Annotated in this window: 16 protein-coding genes; 6 read left to right on the plus strand and 10 right to left on the minus strand. The window is 65.4% G+C overall.

Translation table 11 applies throughout. The features are described from left to right. Window positions 1-328 (plus strand): hypothetical protein (locus CSC67_RS21475; protein ID WP_209304356.1); only part of this gene is annotated, 328 nt, incomplete at its 5' end. A 230-nt stretch (window positions 329-558) separates the two neighbouring features. Beyond that, window positions 559-2022, plus strand: coding sequence for a ribonuclease G (gene rng, locus CSC67_RS19445; RefSeq protein ID WP_118996127.1), 1464 nt, complete (start codon window positions 559-561; stop codon window positions 2020-2022). 92 nt (window positions 2023-2114) lie between these two features. On the opposite strand, the gene CSC67_RS19450 is transcribed toward rng, so the two are convergent. Beyond that, window positions 2115-2618 (minus strand): hypothetical protein, encoded by a 504-nt coding sequence (locus CSC67_RS19450; RefSeq protein ID WP_118996128.1) that lies wholly within the window; start codon window positions 2616-2618, stop codon window positions 2115-2117. A 70-nt stretch (window positions 2619-2688) separates the two neighbouring features. Beyond that, window positions 2689-4413, minus strand: coding sequence for a lipid A export permease/ATP-binding protein MsbA (msbA, locus tag CSC67_RS19455; protein ID WP_118996129.1), 1725 nt, complete (start codon window positions 4411-4413; stop codon window positions 2689-2691). A gap of 155 nt (window positions 4414-4568) precedes the next feature. On the opposite strand from msbA, the gene CSC67_RS19460 reads away from it, so the two are divergent. The 3 genes from CSC67_RS19460 to CSC67_RS19470 are packed head-to-tail and all read left to right on the plus strand — an operon-like array spanning window position 4569 to window position 6571. Then, window positions 4569-5537: a glycosyltransferase family 9 protein gene (locus CSC67_RS19460; RefSeq protein ID WP_167752973.1), complete on the plus strand. Its 969-nt coding sequence runs from the start codon at window positions 4569-4571 to the stop codon at window positions 5535-5537. 3 nt (window positions 5538-5540) lie between these two features. Next, on the plus strand, window positions 5541-6305 hold the full coding sequence (locus CSC67_RS19465) for a YdcF family protein (RefSeq protein ID WP_118996131.1): 765 nt from the start codon (window positions 5541-5543) through the stop codon (window positions 6303-6305). Next, window positions 6302-6571: a YkgJ family cysteine cluster protein gene (locus CSC67_RS19470; RefSeq protein WP_425337671.1), complete on the plus strand. Its 270-nt coding sequence runs from the start codon at window positions 6302-6304 to the stop codon at window positions 6569-6571. Before CSC67_RS19465 ends, CSC67_RS19470 begins: the two co-directional genes overlap by 4 nt. 64 nt (window positions 6572-6635) lie before the next feature. Here CSC67_RS19470 and CSC67_RS19475 read toward each other — a convergent pair whose 3' ends face one another. The 8 genes from CSC67_RS19475 to hrpA form a co-directional block, all read right to left on the minus strand. Then, the gene (locus CSC67_RS19475; RefSeq protein WP_118996133.1) at window positions 6636-7781 is read right to left on the minus strand and encodes a glycosyltransferase family 4 protein; all 1146 of its coding nucleotides are present in this window, start codon (window positions 7779-7781) and stop codon (window positions 6636-6638) included. Between the two features lie 17 nt (window positions 7782-7798). Beyond that, window positions 7799-8959, minus strand: coding sequence for a glycosyltransferase family 4 protein (locus CSC67_RS19480; RefSeq protein ID WP_118996134.1), 1161 nt, complete (start codon window positions 8957-8959; stop codon window positions 7799-7801). Continuing rightward, window positions 8952-9689 (minus strand): polysaccharide deacetylase family protein, encoded by a 738-nt coding sequence (locus tag CSC67_RS19485; RefSeq protein ID WP_118996135.1) that lies wholly within the window; start codon window positions 9687-9689, stop codon window positions 8952-8954. The genes CSC67_RS19480 and CSC67_RS19485 overlap by 8 nt, the downstream gene beginning before the upstream one ends. Beyond that, the gene (locus CSC67_RS19490) at window positions 9686-10432 is read right to left on the minus strand and encodes a glycosyltransferase family 2 protein (protein ID WP_118996136.1); all 747 of its coding nucleotides are present in this window, start codon (window positions 10430-10432) and stop codon (window positions 9686-9688) included. The genes CSC67_RS19485 and CSC67_RS19490 overlap by 4 nt, the downstream gene beginning before the upstream one ends. After that, window positions 10429-11274 (minus strand): polysaccharide deacetylase family protein, encoded by an 846-nt coding sequence (locus CSC67_RS19495; protein WP_118996137.1) that lies wholly within the window; start codon window positions 11272-11274, stop codon window positions 10429-10431. The genes CSC67_RS19490 and CSC67_RS19495 overlap by 4 nt, the downstream gene beginning before the upstream one ends. Next, entirely contained in the window at window positions 11271-12368 is a 1098-nt protein-coding gene (locus tag CSC67_RS19500; protein ID WP_118996138.1) for a glycosyltransferase family 4 protein, read from the minus strand. The genes CSC67_RS19495 and CSC67_RS19500 overlap by 4 nt, the downstream gene beginning before the upstream one ends. Beyond that, a complete protein-coding gene (gene dnaE, locus CSC67_RS19505) occupies window positions 12365-15838 on the minus strand; it encodes a DNA polymerase III subunit alpha (protein ID WP_425337672.1) in 3474 nt (1157 codons plus the stop codon). The genes CSC67_RS19500 and dnaE overlap by 4 nt, the downstream gene beginning before the upstream one ends. Before the next feature lie 70 nt (window positions 15839-15908). Beyond that, window positions 15909-19769: an ATP-dependent RNA helicase HrpA gene (hrpA, locus tag CSC67_RS19510; protein WP_118996140.1), complete on the minus strand. Its 3861-nt coding sequence runs from the start codon at window positions 19767-19769 to the stop codon at window positions 15909-15911. Between the two features lie 54 nt (window positions 19770-19823). Between hrpA and argA the strand changes: the two genes are divergently transcribed. Continuing rightward, window positions 19824-21203: an amino-acid N-acetyltransferase gene (gene argA / locus CSC67_RS19515; RefSeq protein WP_118996141.1), complete on the plus strand. Its 1380-nt coding sequence runs from the start codon at window positions 19824-19826 to the stop codon at window positions 21201-21203. The last annotated feature ends 11 nt before the right edge of the window (window positions 21204-21214 follow it).

Here is a 21214-nt window from a genome sequence, read left to right on the forward strand (position 1 = left end):
ATCGGTTGTTTCGTTGTTAAAGAGCAAGTACTGCGTTACTGCAAAGAAACGAGATTATGAAGCAGTTTTTTTAGCTTGTCAAGTGAACCGGTTTTGTGTGGGACCTTCTGGTCTAGCACCGCTACCGCCTTCACCAACCTGCCCTGCCCCGCTCTCGCCGGCTTTAAAACCCAAGGCGCCAACAACACACCCTGCTTTTAAAACCGCCTTGCGGCATCGCGGCCCGAACATCACTTTCCTGAATCACGTTCCTGCATCAAACTACCCCTTGGGGTTAACCCTGATGCAGGTGGCTGCGAAAGAACGTAACTATAGCAAGCATTTTTAGCCCGTGCAACTGCAAATCCGCCCCTTCCACCCGCCTGCCCGCCCCAAAACCGCCCCCGCCGCCCTTAACCCCTTGATCGGATACAGGAAATATTTTTTTCATCGCAATGAAATATTTTTTTTGCTCCGACGATCTCTTTATGGACGCCCTTTATGGCCGGCTTTTTGTTGTATCTTGCAGGGGTCGGCTTTTACAGTGCTATTGGCCGGCAGCGCCCATAGAGAACAGACATGACCGAAGACATACTCATCAATGTAACGCCTTTTGAAACACGCGTCGCCATCGTCGAACAGGGCGCGGTGCAGGAACTGCACGTCGAGCGCAGCATACAGCGAGGCCACGTGGGCAATCTGTATCTGGGCAAAGTGGTTCGGGTGCTGCCGGGCATGCAAAGCGCCTTCGTCGACATCGGTCTGGAGCGCGCCGCCTTCATCCATGTGGCCGACCTGCGCCAGAATCGCAGCGAGCGAGCCGCCGGCATGGCGCACACCCCGATCGAAAAGCTGCTTTTCGAGGGCCAGCCGCTGATGGTCCAGGTGATCAAGGACCCCTTGGGCACCAAGGGGGCCCGGCTTTCCACGCAGATCAGCATTGCCGGGCGCATGCTGGTCTATCTGCCCCACGATCCCCATATAGGCATTTCCCAGAAGATAGACTCCGAAGAAGACCGCATTTCCCTGCGCGAGCGGGTGCAGCGCCTGCGCCCGGCCGAAGAGAACGGCGGCTTCATCGTGCGCACCCAGGCCGAAGGCGCGACCGACCAGGAGCTGGAAGCCGACATCTCTTATCTGCGCATACTCTGGAGCAGCATCCAGGGCAAGGCCAAGACGCAGCCGGCCCCCGCCCTGCTGCACAGCGACCTCACCCTGGCCCAGCGCGTACTGCGCGACATGGTCGGCCCGGAAACGGGCACCATTTTCGTGGACTCGCGCAGCACAGCCCAGAAACTCGTGGAATGGGCCGGCACCTACACCCCCTCGGTGGTGAACCGCATCAAGCACTACAGCGGCGAAAGGCCTTTGTTCGACACCGCCAACGTCGACGAGGAAATCGCCCGCGCCCTGTCGCGCCGGGTAGAGCTGAAGTCAGGCGGCTATCTCATCATCGACCAGACCGAAGCCTTGACGACGGTGGACGTGAACACCGGGGGCTACGTCGGCGGGCGCAACTTCGACGACACCATATTCAAGACCAACCTGGAAGCCGCCGTGGCCCTGGCCCGCCAGCTGCGGCTGCGCAATCTGGGCGGCATCATCATCCTGGACTTCATCGACATGGATGACGCCGAGCATCGCGAGGCTGTGCTGAGCGAGCTGAACAAGGCCTTGCGCAAGGACCGCACGCGCATGACGGTCAGCGGGTTCAGCCAGCTGGGCCTGGTGGAGATGACCCGCAAGCGAACCCGCGATTCGCTGGCGCATCAATTGTGCGAAGTCTGCCCTACCTGCGACTCGCGCGGCGTGGTCAAAACGGCTCGAACCGTGTGCTACGAGATTCTGCGCGAAATCCTGCGCGAATCGCGCCAGTTCAATCCCAAGGAATTCCGCATCCTGGCCTCGCAGGCCGTCATCGACCTTTTTCTCGAAGAAGAAAGCGCCCACCTGGCCATGCTGGGAGACTTTGTCGGCAAGCCGGTTTCGCTGGAGCTTGAGGGCTCTTACTCGCAAGAGCAATACGATATTGTGCTGATCTGAGCCACGGGTGACGACGCAGCCTGGACCTCAGGCGTTCATACCCCGCTCAAACGCTAAAGAGCTTGAACCGACACCCCACCGTCCTGACAGCGTCAGCGGTCGCGGGAACCCTCTTTTTCTTCCGGCTTCTCGGGCGGCGTCTCGCCCGGGCACAGGTCGGGATGCAACAGGGCGTTGTAGATCGCCCTGACCCGCTCTTTGCCGGGCGCGTAATAGCTGTAGAGCCGCGCCCGCGTGGACGGCTCGTCGCCCTCGCGCAAGGTGACGCCCAATATCTTGGCCGATGAATTCTGCAGCAGGGTCAGGCCCAGCACCAGCTGCTTGTCCCAGTCTTCGGGCGCGGCGCCCTCGACCAGGGGCTGGGTGACGCGCGCATAGCTGGGATGCTGCTCGTCGACCTTGAACTGCAGGGTCGAGCCGCAGCGGGCCTGCTGCTTGAACACGGCTCGCTGGATCTGGACGAAATCCATGGGCAGCTTGCGGTCTTCGCGCATGTACGGCGCGGTCTCAAGCTGGTAAAGGCCGATGCCCTGGTTCGGGCCGGCGCATCCAGCCAGCAGCAATGCCGTGGCAATCGACAGGGAGGCTTTCTTCATGGCGCGAGGTTCCTTGCTGTGTTCTGGTGACTGTGGCTGTTCGAGGAATGATTGTATCGGCGGCATCGCCTCAGGTCGCGTCCCGGAACTGCATGCGATACAAAGAAGCGTACAGGCCGCCTTGGGAAAGCAATTCGTCATGGCGGCCTTGTTCGACGATGCGCCCGCCGTCCAGCACGAGTATCTTGTCCGCCTTCTGCACCGTGGACAGCCGGTGCGCAATGACCAGCGTGGTGCGTCCGGACATCAGGCGCTCGAGCGAAGACTGCACCTGATGCTCGGATTCGCTGTCCAGAGCCGAGGTGGCCTCGTCCAGGATCAGGACGGGCGCGTTCTTGATGAGCGCCCGCGCAATCGCCAGGCGCTGGCGTTGGCCGCCCGACAGGGTATTGGCGTTTTCTCCCACCTGCGTGTCCATGCCTTCGGGAAGGCTGTCGACGAACTCGGCCAGGTTGGCGGCTTCGAGCGCCGCGCGAACCTCGTCGCGGCTGGCCTCGTGCAAGGAACCATATCCTACGTTCTCGGCCACTGTGCCGTCGAAAAGCACGACATCCTGGCTGACCAGGGACAATTGCGCGCGCAAGCTGCGCAGGGTGCATTGCTCGACGGGCACGCCGTCGAGCAGGACCTGCCCGCTGGTAGGCATGACGAAGCGCGGCAGCATGTTGACCAGCGTGGTCTTGCCGCTGCCCGAACGCCCCACCAAGGCCACCGTCTGGCCCGGCTCGGCAACGAAGGACACGTCGGAAATCGTATCCGCCTGAGCGTCGGCAAAGCGGTGGACGATGTTGCGGAATTCAACCCGGCCCTGAGCCTGACCGGTGAAGCGATGCGTGCCGCGGTCTTCTTCGGGATCGTAGTCGATCAGCGCGAAAACGCTCTCGGCGGACACCAGCATGCGCTGCATGGCCCCCGCGATGTTGGTCAGCCGCTTGAGCGGATCGAAGATCTGCCCCAGCGCGGCCATGAAGGCGGCAAAGCTGCCCACCGTCAGGCCTTCGGTATTGGCCTGGTACAAGGCCACCGCAATCACCGCCGACACCGACAGGCCCACGAAGAACTGGGTGATCGGCGACATGGCCGCATCAGCTGAAACCGCCCGCATCGCGAAGCGCCGCAGGCGGCCGTTGACGTACTGGAAGCGGCTGGACTCGCGCTCGTAGCCGTCGAACAGCTTGATGACGCGCTGACCGTCGATGGCCTCGCCCACCACCCGGGTCAGCTCGGCATTCATGTTGATGGTGTCGCGGTTGATGCGGCGCAGGCGCTTGATGAAGATGCGCGATACATGCACCGACAGCGGCAGCATGACCAGCACGATCAGCGTCAATTGCCAGGACATGTAAAGCAGCACCGCAAGCAGCGCCACCACGATCATGGTTTCCCGGATGATGACGGTGATGACTTCAGTCGCCAGGCTGGTGACGTTGTTGGCGTCGATGGTGAAGCGGTTCAGCAATCTGCCGGTGTCGCCGCGCTTGAACTCGGCATCGGGCAGGCCCAGCAGACGCTCGAACATCTCGCGCCGAATGCCCAGCAGCATGTTGTTGGCAACCCACGCCAATACATAGTTGCTGGCGAAAGTGCACAGGCCGCGCACCAGCATCAAACCGATGACGGCCAAAGGAATGGCCCAGATGTAATAGGGCTTGGCCCCTGTGAAGCCCTCGTCGAGCAAAGGCTTCATGATCACGGCCAGGCCCGGCTGCGTGGCGGCGCTGACGCTCATCAGCAAGGTGGCGACGACGGCGGCCTTCCAGTAGGGACCCAGACGGGAATAGATACGTCGCCACATCTCGAAACGAACGGGCGCCGCATGCGAGGACTGGCTGGAAGGGACTGAACTCAATGACTGACTCGCTTCTGTATGGGTAAACCAAAGAACGTATCATTTTAACGTTCTTGAAAAACGGTTAATAATAGACGCCAATCCCATTGACTGCCCGCTCCATGCCCAATTATTCCGCCCTCTACGTGCGCCTGCCCAACTGGATAGGCGATGTATGCATGAGCCTGCCCTGCCTGCACGCTCTGCTGAACACGAAGGTGCCTGTGGTGGTGTGCGCGCGCCCCTGGGCCAGAGACCTGCTCGCGGCGTTCCAGCTGGCCGGCTTCATTGAAATGAGCGGGCGCTGGCGCGAGGACCGGGCCCGCGTGGCCAGTTTCCGCAAGAAGGCCCGCCATACGCATGCGCGCGGGCTGATCCTGCCCGACTCACTGTCCAGCGCGCTGGTATTCAAGTTCGCCGGCATTCCCGGCGCGGGATATCGCGACGACGGTCGCAGCCTGCTGCTGCGCTGGCCCATTTCCAAGCCGGGCCCGGGCACGCATGCCGCCCAATCGTGGTTCCAGCTTGCCAGCCAGGCGCTCGAGCGCTGGAAGCTGCCCGTGCTGCCCGCTACCCTGCCCACCACATTGGGGCTGGAAACCACCGCGCAGCATGAAGAGCAGGCGCAGGAAGCCATCAGGGCGGCTGGCCTGACTCCGGGCGGATTCATTCTGATCGCGCCCACGGCGACGGGCCTGCATCGGGGACGCGTCAAAGTCTGGCCGCATTTCGACGCGCTGGCCCGCGAACTCCAGCAGCAAGGCCACGTCGTCGCCATGTGCCCGCCCGCATCCGAACGCGAGGCGGCGCTGCAGGCCGCCCCCACCGCGCTTTGCCTGCCGCCCTTGGGGCTGGGCGCTTTTGCTACACTGACCCGGCTGTCGGCCCTGGTGATATGCAACGACTCGGGCGTCTCGCATCTGGCGGCCGCCGCCAATGCGCGCCAGCTCACCCTTTTCGGCGTCACCGACACGCAGCGCACGGGGCCCTGGTCTCCGCACGCCACCTGCCTGGGTTCGCTCAATCGATGGCCCGGGCTGCCCGAAGTGCTGGATTGCGCGACCCGGCTCACAACAGAATCCGTCCTGTAAAGCATGTCTTTTTCGAGCTTTTTCGCCAACCTCATCATCCCGCTGAATTTGTGTGTGACGCTGCTCGTCATCGCCGTCGTCCTGCTTATGCTGGGACGGCGGCGCATCGCGGCCGCGCTGATCGCGCTCAGCGTGGCATGGGGGCTTTTCTGGTCGCTGCCGGCCTCCACACTGTGGGCCGGGGGCAGGCTCGAGCAGCTTTACCCCTATACGCCCCCTTCCGAGCTGCCGGCGGCCCAGGCCATCGTCGTGCTGGGCGGCAACACGGCGGGGGGACGCCTCAACTGGTTTCAGCCCTACGACCGCGAGAAAGCGCTGACGCGGACCGACTCGGCGGCCATCCTGTACAAGGCCGAACGCGCGCCCTTGATCCTGCTGTCGGGCGCCGCGCTGGAGGGCTCCCAGAGCGAGGCCGAATTCATGGCCAGCGCCCTGCGCAGGGACGGCGTTCCGTCCGAAGCGCTGCTGCTTGAAAAAAAGAGCTTCACCACCTATGAGAACGCGCTGTATTCGGCCCCCATCCTCAAAGAGCGCAATATTTCACGCGTGCTGCTGGTGACGTCCGCCCTGCATATGCCGCGCGCCATGGCGGTCTTCAGCAAACAGGGCCTGACCCCCATCGCCGCGCCTTCGGCGCCCCAGATCGTGGTGCCGAACGATCCGGATTTTTCCTTCTGGCTGCCGGACGAACGCACTTTTTTCGCAGCCCGCTCCATCATCAAGGAGTACGCCGGCCTGCTCGTCTATTGGCTGCGGGGCTGGATTTGAACGAAGCCGCCGCCTCGTGCCGCGAAGGCTGCGGAGCATGCTGCACCGCGCCGTCCATTTCCAGCGCGATTCCGGGCATGCCTTTCGGAAAGCCCGCCGGAATGCGCTGCGTACAGCTGGACGATAGCGAACGCTGCATGCTGTTCGGACGGCCCGAGCGACCCGCGGTGTGCGCCTCGCTGCAGCCGAGCCGGGCCATGTGCGGACCGGGGCGCGAACACGCCATGCGCTGGCTGACGCGACTGGAGCAGGAAACCCGGCCCTGAGCCCTGGGCGGCAGCCCCCTTTCGGATGCACCCCGGCGGCTTTGCGGACCCGCCTCCTTGCAACCTACCGCCGGCCGTCTCCGCCAACGGCCACCCTGCTGCGCGCCTCGCGATAGATTTCCTCCATGCGCCGCAAAAAGACGGGCACGGAAAAGGCCGCTTCGATTCTTGCCCTGGCCGACGCCCCCATGCGGGCAAGTGTCGTCTTGTCCTCGTGCAGAATCGACTCGAGGCGTTGTGTCAGCGCCGTCAGGTCTCCCGCCGGCGCGATCCATCCCTCGGCGCCTTCGCGCACCCCTTCGGGCAGTCCGCCCGCGTCGGACACCAGGCCGGGCAAGCCCATGGCCATGGCTTCGTAAAGGGCATAGGAGGCCGCCTCTTTGTACGACAGCACGAACCCCACGTCGCAGGCGCCCAGGACCGGCCGCACGTCCTTCACGAGCCCCGGGAAGACTATTTGGGCGGCATCCAGTCCGAGCCGGGCAAGCTCGGCCAGGGTGGATGCCGAAGGAGGATCGCCGGCGACCACCATGCGCACTCGCCGGCGCTGCGGCGCGGGCAGCGCCGCGACGGCCCGGGCCAGCAGCATCCAGCCTTTTTCCAGGTCGGTGCCTCCGGTACTGCCGAAGACCACGGCGTCGTCCGGTAGCGCGCCGAACAATGACCCGCGATATGCCTGGCGCTCGCCCGCGTCGGGCGGTGCGAAGAACATAGCATCCACACCATGATGCACGGCATGGACGGGACATCGGCCGTAGGCCGAGGCGCGCAGTTGCGCCGCCACGTATTCGCTGACGCCGATCGCAAGATCGGTGCCCAATCGGGCGCGCAGGCGATTGCCGACACTGTCCACCTTGTTGGTGTTGTGCTTGGTCCACACGATGGCGGGACGATGCCGCAATCCCAGGCGCGCCAGCATCACGTGGCGATGGTCCGCGCTGCCGTTGACGTGCACCACGTCGAAGCGCTCGCGCGCCAGGAAGCGCCTCAGGCGCAGCACCTCCTTGACGAGGGTCAGCGGCCGCGAAGTGTAAAGCCCCGGCAGGACCCGGATTCCCTCCATGGCCTGCGCCTGCTGGAACAGGCGACCGGTGGCAGGCGAGGCCAGCGTCAGGTCGCAATGCCCTCTCAGCCCTCGCAGCAGGCTGAGAACATAAGTGACGTGGCCCCCGCCGTTGCCATGGTGTATGTCGGTAATGAGGATTTTCATGCGAAATGACAGATGGGTCAGCCGTTCGTGGACGAAGCGGTCTCGGCCAGCACGTCGCGGTACAACGCTTCGTACTGCTGCGCCACGCGGGGCCAGCTGTGGCGCGCCACGACGCGCGCCCCGCCTTCGCGCAGGCGCCGGCGCAATGCCGGCTCGTCCATCAAGCGCCGGATGCCGGCGGCAAGCTGTCCGGCATCTTCGGGATGGTTCAGGATGAGCGCCTCGTCCCCCTGCGCCAGGTATTGCGCGAAGCCGCACCACGGCGCCGGGCTCAGCACCACCGGCAGCCCGAACGACATGGCTTCGAGCGGAGCCATGCCGAAGCTGTCGTTCAAGGTGGGATGCACGTAGACGTCGGCCGCTTCGTAGTATTGCGCCACGTGGGGCGTCTCGCCCAGCAGGCGCACCCTGGACACCAGGTCGTCCGCATTGCGCCGAGCCACATGTTCGCGCACGGCCGCATTGCCGCCGACGACCAGAAGCTTGACGTCCTGAGGCAGTTGGTCCAGCGCCTCGAGCACGGCGGGCAGGCCCTTGCGCAAGGGGTTGCGCGCCACCAGCAGACAGACGAGATCATTCTCGGCATAGTCCAGCGCCTGGCGGGTGGCTGCCCGCCTTGCCGCGTCGCCCTCGGAAGCCGGCATCACGCCGGGGGGAATGATGGGCACCGACGGCAGATCGGCGTAAGCCTGCCGCAGCTGCTCGGCAATCAGGCCCGATACCGCGACGGTACGGTGGCCGGCCCGGGGCGCGACGCGGCGCGCTTCGAGCTGCAGGTAGGTCTGGACCCGAAGACTGACGCGGGATAGTGCGCGCTTCAGCCAGGGCAGCGGCCGCACGCGCCAGTTGTAGCGCACCGGCGTGACATGGACCACCTCGATATGGCCGCACCAGCCGTTCATGTGCGAATGCACGATGTCGTAACCGCTGCGCGTGCGCCGGCGCGCCCGCACCGCGAACAGCAGCACGCGCATCCAGCTGGGCCAGTGCTTCCAGCTGCGCAGCGAGACATAAGGCAGGCGCAGGTCGCAGGCATCGTCGTATTCGCGGGCGAAAACAGTCACCTCGTGCCGCGACGAGAGCTCGCGCATCAACTCCACGCCATAGGCTTCGGCGCCGCCGAAACGGCTGCCGAAACGGTCCACGACGAAGGCGATCCGAAGGCGGCGCTCAGGCATGTCGTCTTTTTTCCTCGAGGCGGGTCAGGCATTTCTGCAGGAAACGCACGATGTGGGTGGAGCGCGCGACAGTGACTCGGGGCAGGCCGAAGAGGTCGTCCGCAGGCCCCGCCAGCCCGCCGCCGGTGGTGGTGGCGTTGAGGTAGCCGGCCTGCCTCACCATGTCGCGCAGAGCGGGGGTTTCGTGGCCATAGGGATAGCAAAACGCCGTCACCTCGGCGCCCAGGGCTTCTTGCAGCTCGTGACGCGACCGGTGGATCTGTTCGAAGGCCGCGGCCTCTGGAAGTTCGGGCAGATCCGGATGGTCGAGGGTATGCGAGCCCGCTTCCTGGCCGCCCGCCACCCACTCGCGCGCCTGCTCAAGCGACATCAGGGGCGCGGGCGGGACGCCGTTCGCACGGTCCCACTCGTTGCTGCCGCCAAAGCGATGGGCAAGGAAATAATTGGTGGAGGTGAAACCCATGTCGCGCAATATGGGCAAGGCATTGGCCAGCACATTGACATAGCCGTCGTCGAAGGTAATGCCGAATACCTTGCCCTGCCTGTGCCCTTGCAGATAAGGCATGAGGTCGCGCATGGACAGGCCGCGGTAGCCCAGCCGGCGCATCCACGCCATCTGGCGCCGGAAGCTGGCCGGATGCACGGTCAGGCCCCTGTAGGGCGTACCGCGCGGCGACGGCTGGCCGATCTGGTGATACATGAGGATGGGAATCATGTCGGCGCCCTTCATTCGCCCCTGCCCAGAAAATACAGCTTGGCGTAGCGGAAGAAGCTGCCCGCCGATGCGGTCGCCGCCAGAATGAAGCCCTCGCGGCCGTCGAGAAAGCCCCTGCGTAGCAAGTAAATGCGGATGAAGGTCCAGATTGCATGGCCCACCGCGCCCGGTACCGAACTGCGGCGCCCTTTTGCGTGCATCATGCGCGCCGCGTCGGTCGAATAGCGGTTGACCTTGGCGATGAGGGCGTCCATGTCGGCATAGGGATAATGCAGGAAATGAGCGTCGAGCGTGGCGACCGGCCCCTGGGCCTGCACACGTTCGTGGACGGCCGCGTCGGTGAAGCGGGCCGTGCCCCGCTTGAACAGCCTCAGGACATGGTCGGGCCACCAGCCGCTATGGCGGATCCATCGGCCGCAGAAATTGGACAGGCGGGCGATCTGGTAGGCCTGCGCCGCGGGCTGCCGGATGGCCTGAGCGATGGCCTGCGCCAGCTCGGGCGTGACCCGCTCGTCGGCGTCCACGGACAGCACCCAATCCTGTGTGGCCAGGTCGAGCGCACGGTTTTTTTGCGGGCCGAAACCCGGCCAATCGGTCGTCTCGACCACGCGCGCGCCCTTCTCCCGGGCGATGGCGCAGGTGCGGTCGCCGCTGCCCGAATCGACCACGATGATCTCGTCGGCAAACGCCACCGAATCGAGGCACGCGCCGATGTGCGCTTCTTCGTTCTTGGTGATGATGATGACCGAGAGCGTCATGCCCTTTGCCTGCGTGCGCGCTTCCAGAGCTTGAACCGGTTGAACACCGGCGCGATGACCGGGTGCGCGGCCACCTGGATGCGCCGCCCCACTGAATCGCCCGTGGTGTTGCGCACGGCGAAGCGATGGATGTGGGCCGGGTCCGAGCCCGCCCGGTTCTGGCCGAAGGCGTGCGTGGTGTACAGATACTTGAAGCCGGCCTGCTGGGCCGTGCGCACGTAGTCGGCGTCGAAATAGCCCTGGGGCCAGCAGAAGTGCTCGGAGACCGAACCCAGGTTCTCGAGCAGCGCCTGGCGCGATTGCTGGAGCTCTTGCGCCATGAGCGCGTTCTTTTCGTGGGCGCGTTCGCTTTTGTCCCAGCGGGTATGGGTGTGGGTATGGCTGTGAAACTCGATCAACCCGCTTTCCTGCATGGCCTTGATCTCGCTCCAGCGCAGGATCACGCTGTCGGAATCGCCTTGCGCGATGCGCCGCTCGCATTCGGCATGGCTCGGCGTGTCGGGCAGAGGCTGCCCCTGCCCCGCTATGGGGCGCACGGGGCCGTCCTTGACCCACGAGGTAACGACAAAGATCACCGCCTTGTATCCATACTTCTTGAGCAGCGGAAAGGCATGGACCCAGTTGTCCAGATAGCCGTCATCGAAAGTGATGAGTATGGATTTGTCCGGCACCGGTTCGCCGGCCAGGTGGGCGGCGAACTCGTCGGTGGTGAGCGAGCCGTAGCCGTGGCGGGAGAGCCAGGCCAGCTGGTCTTCGAAATGCTTGGGCGAGACGGTGATGGCGCCGTCGGAAGGCGACACGTGGTGGTACATCAGGACGGGAACCGTATGGGCTTTTTTCATTTTCGTTCGCTCAACCAGCGCTCGTAGCAGGACTCGACACGTTGCACCATGGCCTGGGGCGTGAACCGGCCCTCGTCCAGCACGCGGCGCTGCCCCGCGCTGCCCATGCGACGCCGCAGCCCCGGGTCTTCGATGAGGGTGCGCAACGCCTCGGTGAGGGCCTTTTGATCGTGCAGCGGAACCAGCAGGCCGGTCGTCCCATTTTCCATCATTTCGGGCACACCGTCGACGTCCGTGCCCACCACCGCCAGGCCCGCGGCGGCCGCTTCGACGAATACCGTGCCCGAGGCCTCCTGCTCGGTGGCCAGGGCAAAGAGGTCGAACCCCGCCAACAGATTGGGAACATCGCTGCGCCGTCCCAGCAGATGGATGCGCTTGCCCAGGCCTTTTTCGGCAATGTGGGCCTGGACCTCCTCGAAGACGGGCGAACCGCCTCCCACGAACACCAGGTGCAGGTTGGGCCGGCTTCGGATCAAGGGCTCCATGGCATCGATCAGCGCGCGATGGCCTTTTTTGGCCCGCATGACGGCCACGCAGCCCACGACGATGTCGTTCTGCGCCAGCTTGAGCTCATCGCGAAGCGTAGAGGGCTGGTCCCACTTGACCAGGTTCACCACGGGATAGACCGTGGCCACATGGTCGGGCGGCACGCCCCGCTCGATGAGATGGTTGCGCACGAAGTTGCTGGCGGTGGTGACGCGGTGCGGAATGACGGTATACGACAGCAGCGACCCCACCCGCTTGGCCAGGTGGCGCGTGCGGACGATGAGCGGAGTGCCCGCCAGGCGGCCGGCCGTGCCGGCCAGTATGGTGTCGCGCCGGCTATGCGTATTGAGCACGTCGAAGCGGCCTTGGCGCAGCACTTTGCGCAGCCGCGCCACGCCCTTCACGAAGTTGGCCGGTCCGTCCATCAGCAAGGTGTGCACGGTGAAGCCGTCATCGCGCAGGCGCTGGGCCAGAACGGCGTGCGGCTGGCAGATGGCTTCCATATGGTGGCCGCGCTCGCGCATGGCCGTCATCATCTGGTAGATGTATTGCTCCTGGCCGCCGAAGCTGGTCGCCGCCTCGGAGTGGACGATGCGCAAGGGCTTCATTGATAGGCGATCTCCACGCTGTCGGCGGACACCCAGCCATGCAGCTTCTCGAACATGTCGTCGGCCATGCGCACCCGCCAGTCTTCGCCCAGGCGCAGCACGCACTGATAGTCGTCGCGCTCGAGGCAGACTTCGACCCGCACGCCCGACGCCTGCTCCTGGTCGGCGGCGCGGAACGGGTCCAGCACCTGCCGCAGGCGCTGCACGTCGGCATTGCCGTTGAGGGTGATGCGCAAAGCGCGGGCGCGCGCCTCGCGCGCCAGCTGCAGGTCGTAGATGTCTTCGGCCGACACCCGCAAGCCGCCGGAATAGTCGTCGTTGCTGACCTTGCCGTGGATGATGACGAGGCGATCTTCTTTGAGGCGGTTGCGATGCTGCTCGTAAAGCTCGTTGAACACCGCCACCTCGACCTGGGCCGAGCCGTCGTCGAGCACCGCATAAAGCATCTTGCCCCGCCGCGTCATGCGCGGGCGCACCGAGGCCAGGACGCCGGCGAACCACTGCAGGCCGCGGGCCGGTTCCAGGCGGGCCAGGGGCTTGGGCGCGAAGCGGCGCACTTCGTCGCGCCAGGCATCGAACAGATGCGCGCTGAAGAAAAATCCCAGCGCCGCCTTTTCTTCGGTCAGCTTGGTTTGCAGGTCCCAAGGCGCCACCTTGGCCAGCTCGCCCTCGACGATGTCGTTGCTGTCGTCGTCGAACAGCGAGACCTGATTGGCGCTGCGCTCGGCCTGCTCGGCCGCCTCGATGGCATTGCCCAGCGTGGCCAGCAGCGCGGCGCGGTTCTCGTCGATGGCGTCGAAGGCGCCGGCCCGGATCAGGGCCTCGATGGTGCGCCGATTGACCGTGTGGCGGTCGATGCGGCGGCAGAAGTCGAACAGGCTGGTGTAGGGGCCGCCTTCCTGGCGGGCGCGGATGATTTCCTCGACCGCCGACTGCCCCGTGCCTTTCACAGCGCCCAGGCCGTAGCGCATAGTGCGCGGCGGGCGCCCTTCCTGGGTATGCCGGTCGGCCACGGGCTCGAAGCGGTAGTTGGAGTGATTGACGTCGGGGGGCAGCACCTCGACCCCATTGACCAATGCGTCCTTCCAGAAGATCTGCACCTTGTCGGTGTCGTCCATGTCGGAGGACAGGGTCGCGGCCAGGAACTCGGCCGGGTGGTACACCTTGAGCCAGGCGGTCTGGTAGGCGATGAGCGCGTAGGCCGCCGAGTGGCTCTTGTTGAAACCGTAGCCGGCGAACTTCTCCATCAGGTCGAACAGCTTCACGGCCAGGTCGGCGTCATAGCCTTTTTCGACCGCGCCCTTTTCGAAGATGGCGCGGTGCTTGGCCATTTCTTCGGGCTTTTTCTTGCCCATGGCCCGGCGCAGCATGTCGGCGCCGCCCAGCGTATAGCCGCCGATGATCTGCGAGATCAGCATCACCTGCTCTTGATAGACGATGACGCCGTAGGTGCTGCGCAGCACGGGTTCCAGGTCTGTATGGAAGTAGTCGACCTCGGCGCGGCCGTGCTTGCGGTTGACGAAGTCGACCACCATGCCCGATTCGAGCGGCCCCGGACGATACAGGGCCAGCATGGCGATCACGTCTTCGAAGGTGCTGGGGCGCAGATTGCGCAGCAGCTCTTTCATGCCGCGCGATTCAAGCTGGAAGACCGCGGTAGTGTTGCCCTCGCTGAGCAGCTGATAAGTGCCCAGGTCGTCCAGCGGCAGCGACATGATGTCGAAGTCGCGCTTGTCTTCGTTGAACTGGCGCACATAGCGCACGGCCCAGTCCAGAATGGTGAGGTTGCGCAGGCCCAGGAAGTCGAACTTGACCAGTCCGGCCGCCTCGACGTCGTCCTTGTCGAACTGCGAGACAGCGCTGGTGTCGGTGCCCGGCTGGCAGTACAGCGGGCAGAAATCGGTGAGCTTGCCCGGGGCGATCAGCACGCCGCCGGCGTGCATGCCGATGTTGCGCGTCAGGCCCTCCAGCGGCTTGGCCAGGTCGACCAGGGCGCGCACCTCTTCGTCCTGGTCGTAGCGTTCCTTGAAGGCCGGCTCGTCCGACAAGGTGCGCTCCAGGCTCCAGGGATCGGCCGGATTGAAGGGAATGAGCTTGGAAAGGCCGTCGCACAACATGTAGGGCATTTCCAGTACCCGCCCCACGTCTCGCACCACGGCCTTGGCGCCCAGCGTGCCGAAGGTGGCGATCTGGCTGACGGCCGCCTTGCCGTACTTCTGCTTGACGTACTCGATCACCCGCTCGCGGTTGTCCTGGCAGAAGTCGATATCGAAGTCGGGCATGGAAACCCGCTCGGGGTTGAGGAAGCGCTCGAACAGCAAGTCGTACCGGATGGGATCCAGGTCGGTGATGCCCAGCGAATAGGCCACCAGCGAGCCCGCGCCCGAGCCCCGGCCCGGGCCCACCGGCACGCCGTTCTGCTTGCCCCAGTTGATGAAGTCGGCCACGATCAGGAAGTAGCCGGGGAAGCCCATGTCGATGATGGTCTTGCATTCCCACTCGAGCCGCTCGCGATATTGCGGATAGCGTTCATTGCGCTCGGCCTCGTCCGGAAACAATTGCCGCATGCGCACGTCCAGACCCTCGTGCGACAGCTGCACCAAGTAGTCGTCCAGGGTGACGCCGTCTGGCGTGGGGAAGTCGGGCAGCTGCGGTTTGCCCAACTGCAGCTCGAGCGTGCAGCGCTTGGCGATCTCGACGGTGTTGGCCACGGCCGAGGGCACGTCTGCGAAGCGCCGCTGCATCTCTTCGGTGTCGAGCAGATACTGGTCGTTGGTGAACCGGCGCACGCGTTTGGGGTTGGCCAGCTGCTCGCCCTGGGCGATGCAGACCCGCGCCTCGTGCGCGCGAAAATCATCGGCATGCAGAAACTGCACCGGATGCGTGGCCACCACGGGCAGGCTCAGCTCGGCGGCCAGGCGCATGGCGGCCTGCACGTAATGCTCGTCGCCATTGGCGGCGCGCTGAAGCTCGATGTAATACGCCCCCGGAAAGGCCTCCGCCCACTGGCGGCCGAGACGGCGCGCCAGTTCGACGTTGCCCGCTTCGAGCGCCTGCCCGACGTCGCCCGCGCGGGCGCCCGACAACACGACCAGGCCTTCGAGGCCCATCAGCCACTCGCGCTTGACCTCCGCACGGCTGCCCTGCTGGTTCTCGAGCCAGGCGCGCGTGAGCAGCTCGCACAGATTCAGATAGCCGGCATGGCTGCGCACCAGCACGAGCACGCGGTGGGGCTTGTCGCGATCCTCGTCGTTCTCGAGCCACAGATCGCAGCCCGCGATGGGCTTGACCCCGGCGTTGCGGGCCGCCTTGTAGAACTTGATCAGGCCGAACAGGTTGCACAGGTCGGTCAGCGCCACGGCCGGCTGGCCGAAGCCCGCCACCTTCTTGACGAGTTCGGGAATGCGGACGATGCCGTCCACCACCGAAAATTCGGAATGGACGCGCAAGTGGACGAAAGAATCAGGCATGGCGGAGTTCATGAACGGGATTGTACTTAAGGAAGCCCGGAGCAAGTCGCTCGGCAGGCTTGTCCGGGCTTCAGCGCTGCATGGCAGCCCACGCTTTCTGCAGACGCTTTGCGGAAACCGGCATGGGGGTGCGCAGCTCCTGGGCGAACAAGGCCACGCGAAGCTCTTCGAGCAGCCAGCGGAATTCGTCCAGGGCGGCATCGGGCGCCCCTTTCAGGGCGCTGCGGGCGCGCTGGTATTGCGCCAGCAGCGGCGCCATTTCGGCCATCTGGCGCTGGTCGCGCGCCGGGTCGGCGCGCAGCTTGTCGATGCGCGCCTGAGCGGCCTTGAGGTAACGGGGAAAGTGAGACAACTGCGAGTATGGCGTGTCGCGGATGAAGCACTTGCCCATCAGGCCCGACACCTGGCCGGCGAGATCGGCGTAGGCGGCCGGATGCGCCTTGGCTTGCGGCAGCTTTTTCTGCAAGGCCGACCACTCGGCCAGAATGGTCGCCGCCAGGCGCGCCACTTCTTGCGCCAAAAGCCCCAGGCGCGTACGGCCCTCGGCCACCCGCGCCTCGAAGGCGGCGCGGTCGTTGGGCCAGGGCTCGGTCAGGCAGGCGCGCTCGACCGCGGTGTCGATGATCTGGTCCCGCAGTTCTTCCTGGGTGCCCAGGCTCATGTACAGCATGCTCATGCGGGTCAGGCCGTCCAGATTCTTCTCCAGGAACTTGACCTGCTCGCGCAGGGCCAGCCTGAACAGCCGCAGCAGCCCCGCCTTGTGACGCCGCTTCGCCTCACCCGGGTCGTCGAAGACATCGAGGTCGCAATGCGTCTTGCGATCTATCAAGGCGGGGTATCCGATGAAGGACTGCCCCTTGCGCCGGATTTCCATCAGCTCGGGCAACTCGCCGAAAGACCAGTCGACCAGGTTCTCGTGCGCCAGCACCTGGCCCACGTTTTCGTCACGCGCCGCGACTTTCTGGAAAGAAGCCTGCGCCTGGCTGCCGTGCTCGGCCTTCAACTGGTCCAGGTTGCGGCCGCCGGACAGCATGCGGCCGTGCTCGTCCACCACCTTGAAGTTCATGAACAAATGCGCCGGCAGCGTCTCGAGCTTGAAATCGCCGGGCGCGGGGCGCACCTTGACCTGCTCCCACATATCGCTGCGCAAGGCGTCCAGCAGGCCCATGGGCGGGTCGCCGGCGCGATCGAACCAGCGCTCGTAGAAGCCGGCCGCGTAATCGGGCAGCGGCACGCAGTGGCGCCGCATTTTCTGCGGCAGCGACTTGAGCAGCAGATGGACTTTCTCCTTCAGCATGCCCGGAACCAGCCATTCGCAGCGCATGGGGTCTATCTTGTTCAGCGCAAACAGCGGCACGGTCAGGGTGACGCCGTCCCGTGCCGAGCCGGGCTCGAAGTGGTAGTCCAGGGCCATGTCGACGCCCTGCCAGGACACTTTCTTGGGAAAGACGTCGGTGGTCACGCCGGCGGCCTCGTGGCGCATGAGGTCGTCACGCGTCAGACGCAGGGCGTCCAGGTCGGCCTTGTCGAGCCCCGCCGCCCATTTCTCGAGCGTGGCCGCCTGATGGACGTCCGGCGGGATCTGCTTGTCGTAGAAAGCGAAGATCAAGGCGTCGTCGACGAGAATGTCGGGCCGCCGGGTCTGGTGCTCGAGCTTCTCGATCTTGGCGATGAGCTGCCTGTTCTGGTTGACGAAGGGCAGGCGCGTATCGATTTCGCCCTGCACCAGCGCGTCGCGGATGAAGATTTCGCGCGCCTGGGCCGGATCGACCTTGCCGAAATGGATGCGTCGCCCGGTGTAGACCGGCAGGCCATACAGGGTGGCGCGCTCGTTGGCGACGACCTGTCCGGTTTTGCGGTCCCAGCGCGGGTCGGACCAGGTCCTGCGCAGCAGGTGGGCGCCCGCCCTCTCGAGCCACGGCGGCTCGATGCGGGCCACGCAGCGTGCATACAGACGGGTGGTCTCGACCAGTTCGGCGGCCACGATCCAGCGCCCGGCCTTCTTGACCAGGCTGGAGCCCGGATGGATCTGGAAACGTATCTCGCGCGCCCCCAGGTAGCCGCCCCCTTCCTCGTTCTTCAGGCCGATATTGCCGAGCAGCCCTGACAGCAGGGCCATATGGGTTTGCTCGTAGGTGGCCGGCGCGGTGTTCACGCGCCAGCGCTGTTCGCCCACCAGGGCGGCCAGCTGGCCGTGCACGTCGCGCCATTCCCGCAGCCGCGGCGGTGAAAGGAAATTCTGACGCAGCAGGGCCACCAGCTTGCGCTGCGAGCCCTTGTGGGCAACCTGCTCGTGATACCAGTTCCAGAGCTTCAGATAGCCCAGGAACTCGGATTTATCGTCGCGGAACTTGGCATGGGCCGTCTCGGCCGCCTCGCGCTCGTGCATGGGCCGGTCGCGCGGATCCTGCACCGACAGGGCGGCCGCGATGATCAGGATTTCCGCCAGGCATTGCTGCGCCTGCGCCTCCAGAATCATGCGCGCCAGGCGGGGGTCGACCGGCAGTTTGGACAGCGAGCGGCCGGTCGGGGTCAGCTGGTTCGCGCCGTCCAGCGCGCCCAGTTCCTGCAGTTGCTGATAGCCGTCGGCGATGGCCCGGCCCGTGGGCGCCTCGACGAAGGGAAAGGTCTCGATGTCGTCCAGCTTGAGCGCTTTCATGCGCAATATCACCGAGGCCAGGGAGGAGCGCAGGATCTCGGGGTCGGTGAAGGCCGGCCGCGACGTGTAGTCGGCTTCGCCGTACAGGCGGATGCAGACGCCCGGCCCGATCCGCCCGCAGCGGCCGGCCCGCTGATTGGCCGAAGCCCGGCTGATGGGCTCGATGCGCAGCTGCTCGACCTTGTTGCGCCATGAATAGCGCTTGACCCGCGCCAGGCCGCTGTCGACGACGTAGCGAATGCCGGGCACGGTCAGAGAGGTTTCCGCCACGTTGGTCGCCAGCACCACCCTGCGCGCATTGCCCTGCGGACGGAAGATGCGCTCTTGCTCGGCCTGCGACAGGCGGGCGAAAAGCGCCAGCACCTCGGTGCCGGGCGGATGATGTTTGCGCAGCGCCTCGGCCGTTTCCCGGATCTCGCGCTCGCCCGGCAGGAACACCAGCACGTCGCCGGCGCCATGCCGGGCGCATTCGTCCACGGCGTCCACCACCGCGTCGACGAGATCGCGCTCCTCGTCCTGCGAGGCCGCGGCGCCCTGGCGGGGGCCGCCGCGCTTTGCTGCGGCCTCATTCGACTCATCCTCGCGCAGCACGGGCCGATACAGCACTTCGACGGGATACAGCCGCCCCGACACCTCGATCACGGGCGCAGGCCGATCGCCGACGGCAAAATGGCGGGAGAACCGGTCCGCGTCGATGGTGGCCGAGGTGATGATGAGCTTCAGGTCGGGACGCCGGGGCAGCAGCTGCTTGAGAAAGCCCAGCAGGAAGTCGATGTTCAGGCTGCGCTCGTGCGCCTCGTCGATGATGATGGTGTCGTAGCGGCGCAGCAGCGGGTCGCGCTGCGACTCGGCCAGCAGAATGCCGTCCGTCATGAGCTTGATCGCGGTGTCCGCCCCGCTGCGGTCGCTGAAGCGTATCTGGTAGCCGACCCAGTCGCCCAGTTCGGAGCCGAGTTCTTCGGCGATGCGGCGGGCGACCGAGGTGGCGGCCAGCCGCCTGGGCTGCGTATGGCCGATCAGGCCCTTGCGCCCCCGGCCCAGCTCCAGGCAGATCTTGGGCAGCTGGGTGGTCTTGCCCGAACCGGTCTCGCCGCTGACGATGACCACCTGGTGCGCGCCGATGGCCGCCGCGATGTCGTCGCGCCGCGCGCTGACGGGCAGCTCTTCAGGATAGCGGATGGGCGGCAGCGGACGCGCCGCCCGGGGCTCGGGACGGCCGGACCGGGCTGCGCTTCTGTGTTGGTTTACCGACAAATCGACGGGCTCTTGCATGAAAACTCAAATAAAACGGGTACCCGTCATTATAATTTTGCATTAGCGCAATAAATGGGAACCCTCGTGCAGAACGACCTGGCCCTCAACGACCCTGAAACCCTCTCGGCCCACGATGCGCCCGAGTTCGCCCCGGCGCAGTTCGTGCGCTGGTTCCGCGAAGTGGCGCCCTACGTCCACGATTTTCGCGGCAAGACCTTCGTGGTCGCCTTTGGCGGCGAACTGGTTTTCGACGGCGCCCTCAATGCCTTGATACAGGATCTTTCGCTGTTGTCGGCGCTGGGGGTCAAGCTGGTGCTGGTGCACGGGTCGCGCCCGCAGGTCAACGAACAGCTTAAATTGAAAGGCTACTCGACGCAATTCGGCCGCGGCACCGAACCCACCTCGCCCGAGGCGCTCGAATGCGCCAAAGAAGCGGCCGGCGAAATCCGCCTCGACATCGAGGCGGCCTTCAGCCAGGGCTTGCCCAACACCCCCATGTCCCATGCCCAGATAAGGGTCATATCGGGCAATTTTGTTACAGCGCGCCCGGTCGGCATCATCGAGGGCGTCGACTACCAGCATACCGGCGCGGTGCGCAAGCTCGACATCGACGCCATCAAGTCGGTGATGAACCAGGGCGCCATCGTCCTGCTGTCGCCGCTGGGTTTTTCGCCCACGGGCGAGGCCTTCAACCTGGCCATGGAAGACCTGGCCACCAGCCTCGCCGTGGCCCTGCGCGCCGAAAAACTCATCTTCCTTACGCAGGACCGCATCGTGCGGCACGAGGACGGCTCGGTCGACACCGAACTGGCCCGCGAGGACGCCGACGCCCTGCTGGCCACCGATACGCTGGACGAGGACACCGCCTTGTTCCTGACCCACGCCTCGCGCGCCGTCAAGCGCGGCGTGGCCCGCGCCCATCTGCTGCCCTATACGCTGGACGGCAGCGTGCTGCTCGAGATCTTCACCCACGACGGCGTGGGCACCATGGTGGTCGAGGACACCCTCGACGACCTGCGCCCCGCCACCATAGACGACATCGGGGCCATCGTGCGGCTGATCGAGCCGCTCGAGGCCGACGGCACCCTGGTGCCGCGCGGCCGGGCCGTCATCGAGCGCGAGGTCGAGCTCTTTACCGTGCTCGAGCACGACGGCGTAATCTATGGCTGTGTCGCCCTCAAGCCCTATCTGGACGAAGGCATGGTGGAGATGGCCTGTCTCATCGTCCACCCCGAGTGGCAGGGCTCCGGCGAAGGCGAAATGCTGCTGCGCCATGCCGAAAGCAAGGCTCGCGCCATGGGGGCCCGCCGCCTGTTCGTACTGACCACGCGCACCTCGCACTGGTTCATGAAGCGCGGCTTCGCGCGGGGCGGCGTCTCCGACCTGCCCAGAGAGCGCCAGACGCACTACAACCGCTCGCGCAACAGTCTGATCTTCATCAAAAGGCTGTAAGGTCCGCGCGG

Source organism: Pusillimonas caeni, assembly GCF_003545815.1.
In the GTDB taxonomy this organism is placed as follows: Bacteria; Pseudomonadota; Gammaproteobacteria; order Burkholderiales; family Burkholderiaceae_B; genus Pusillimonas; species Pusillimonas caeni.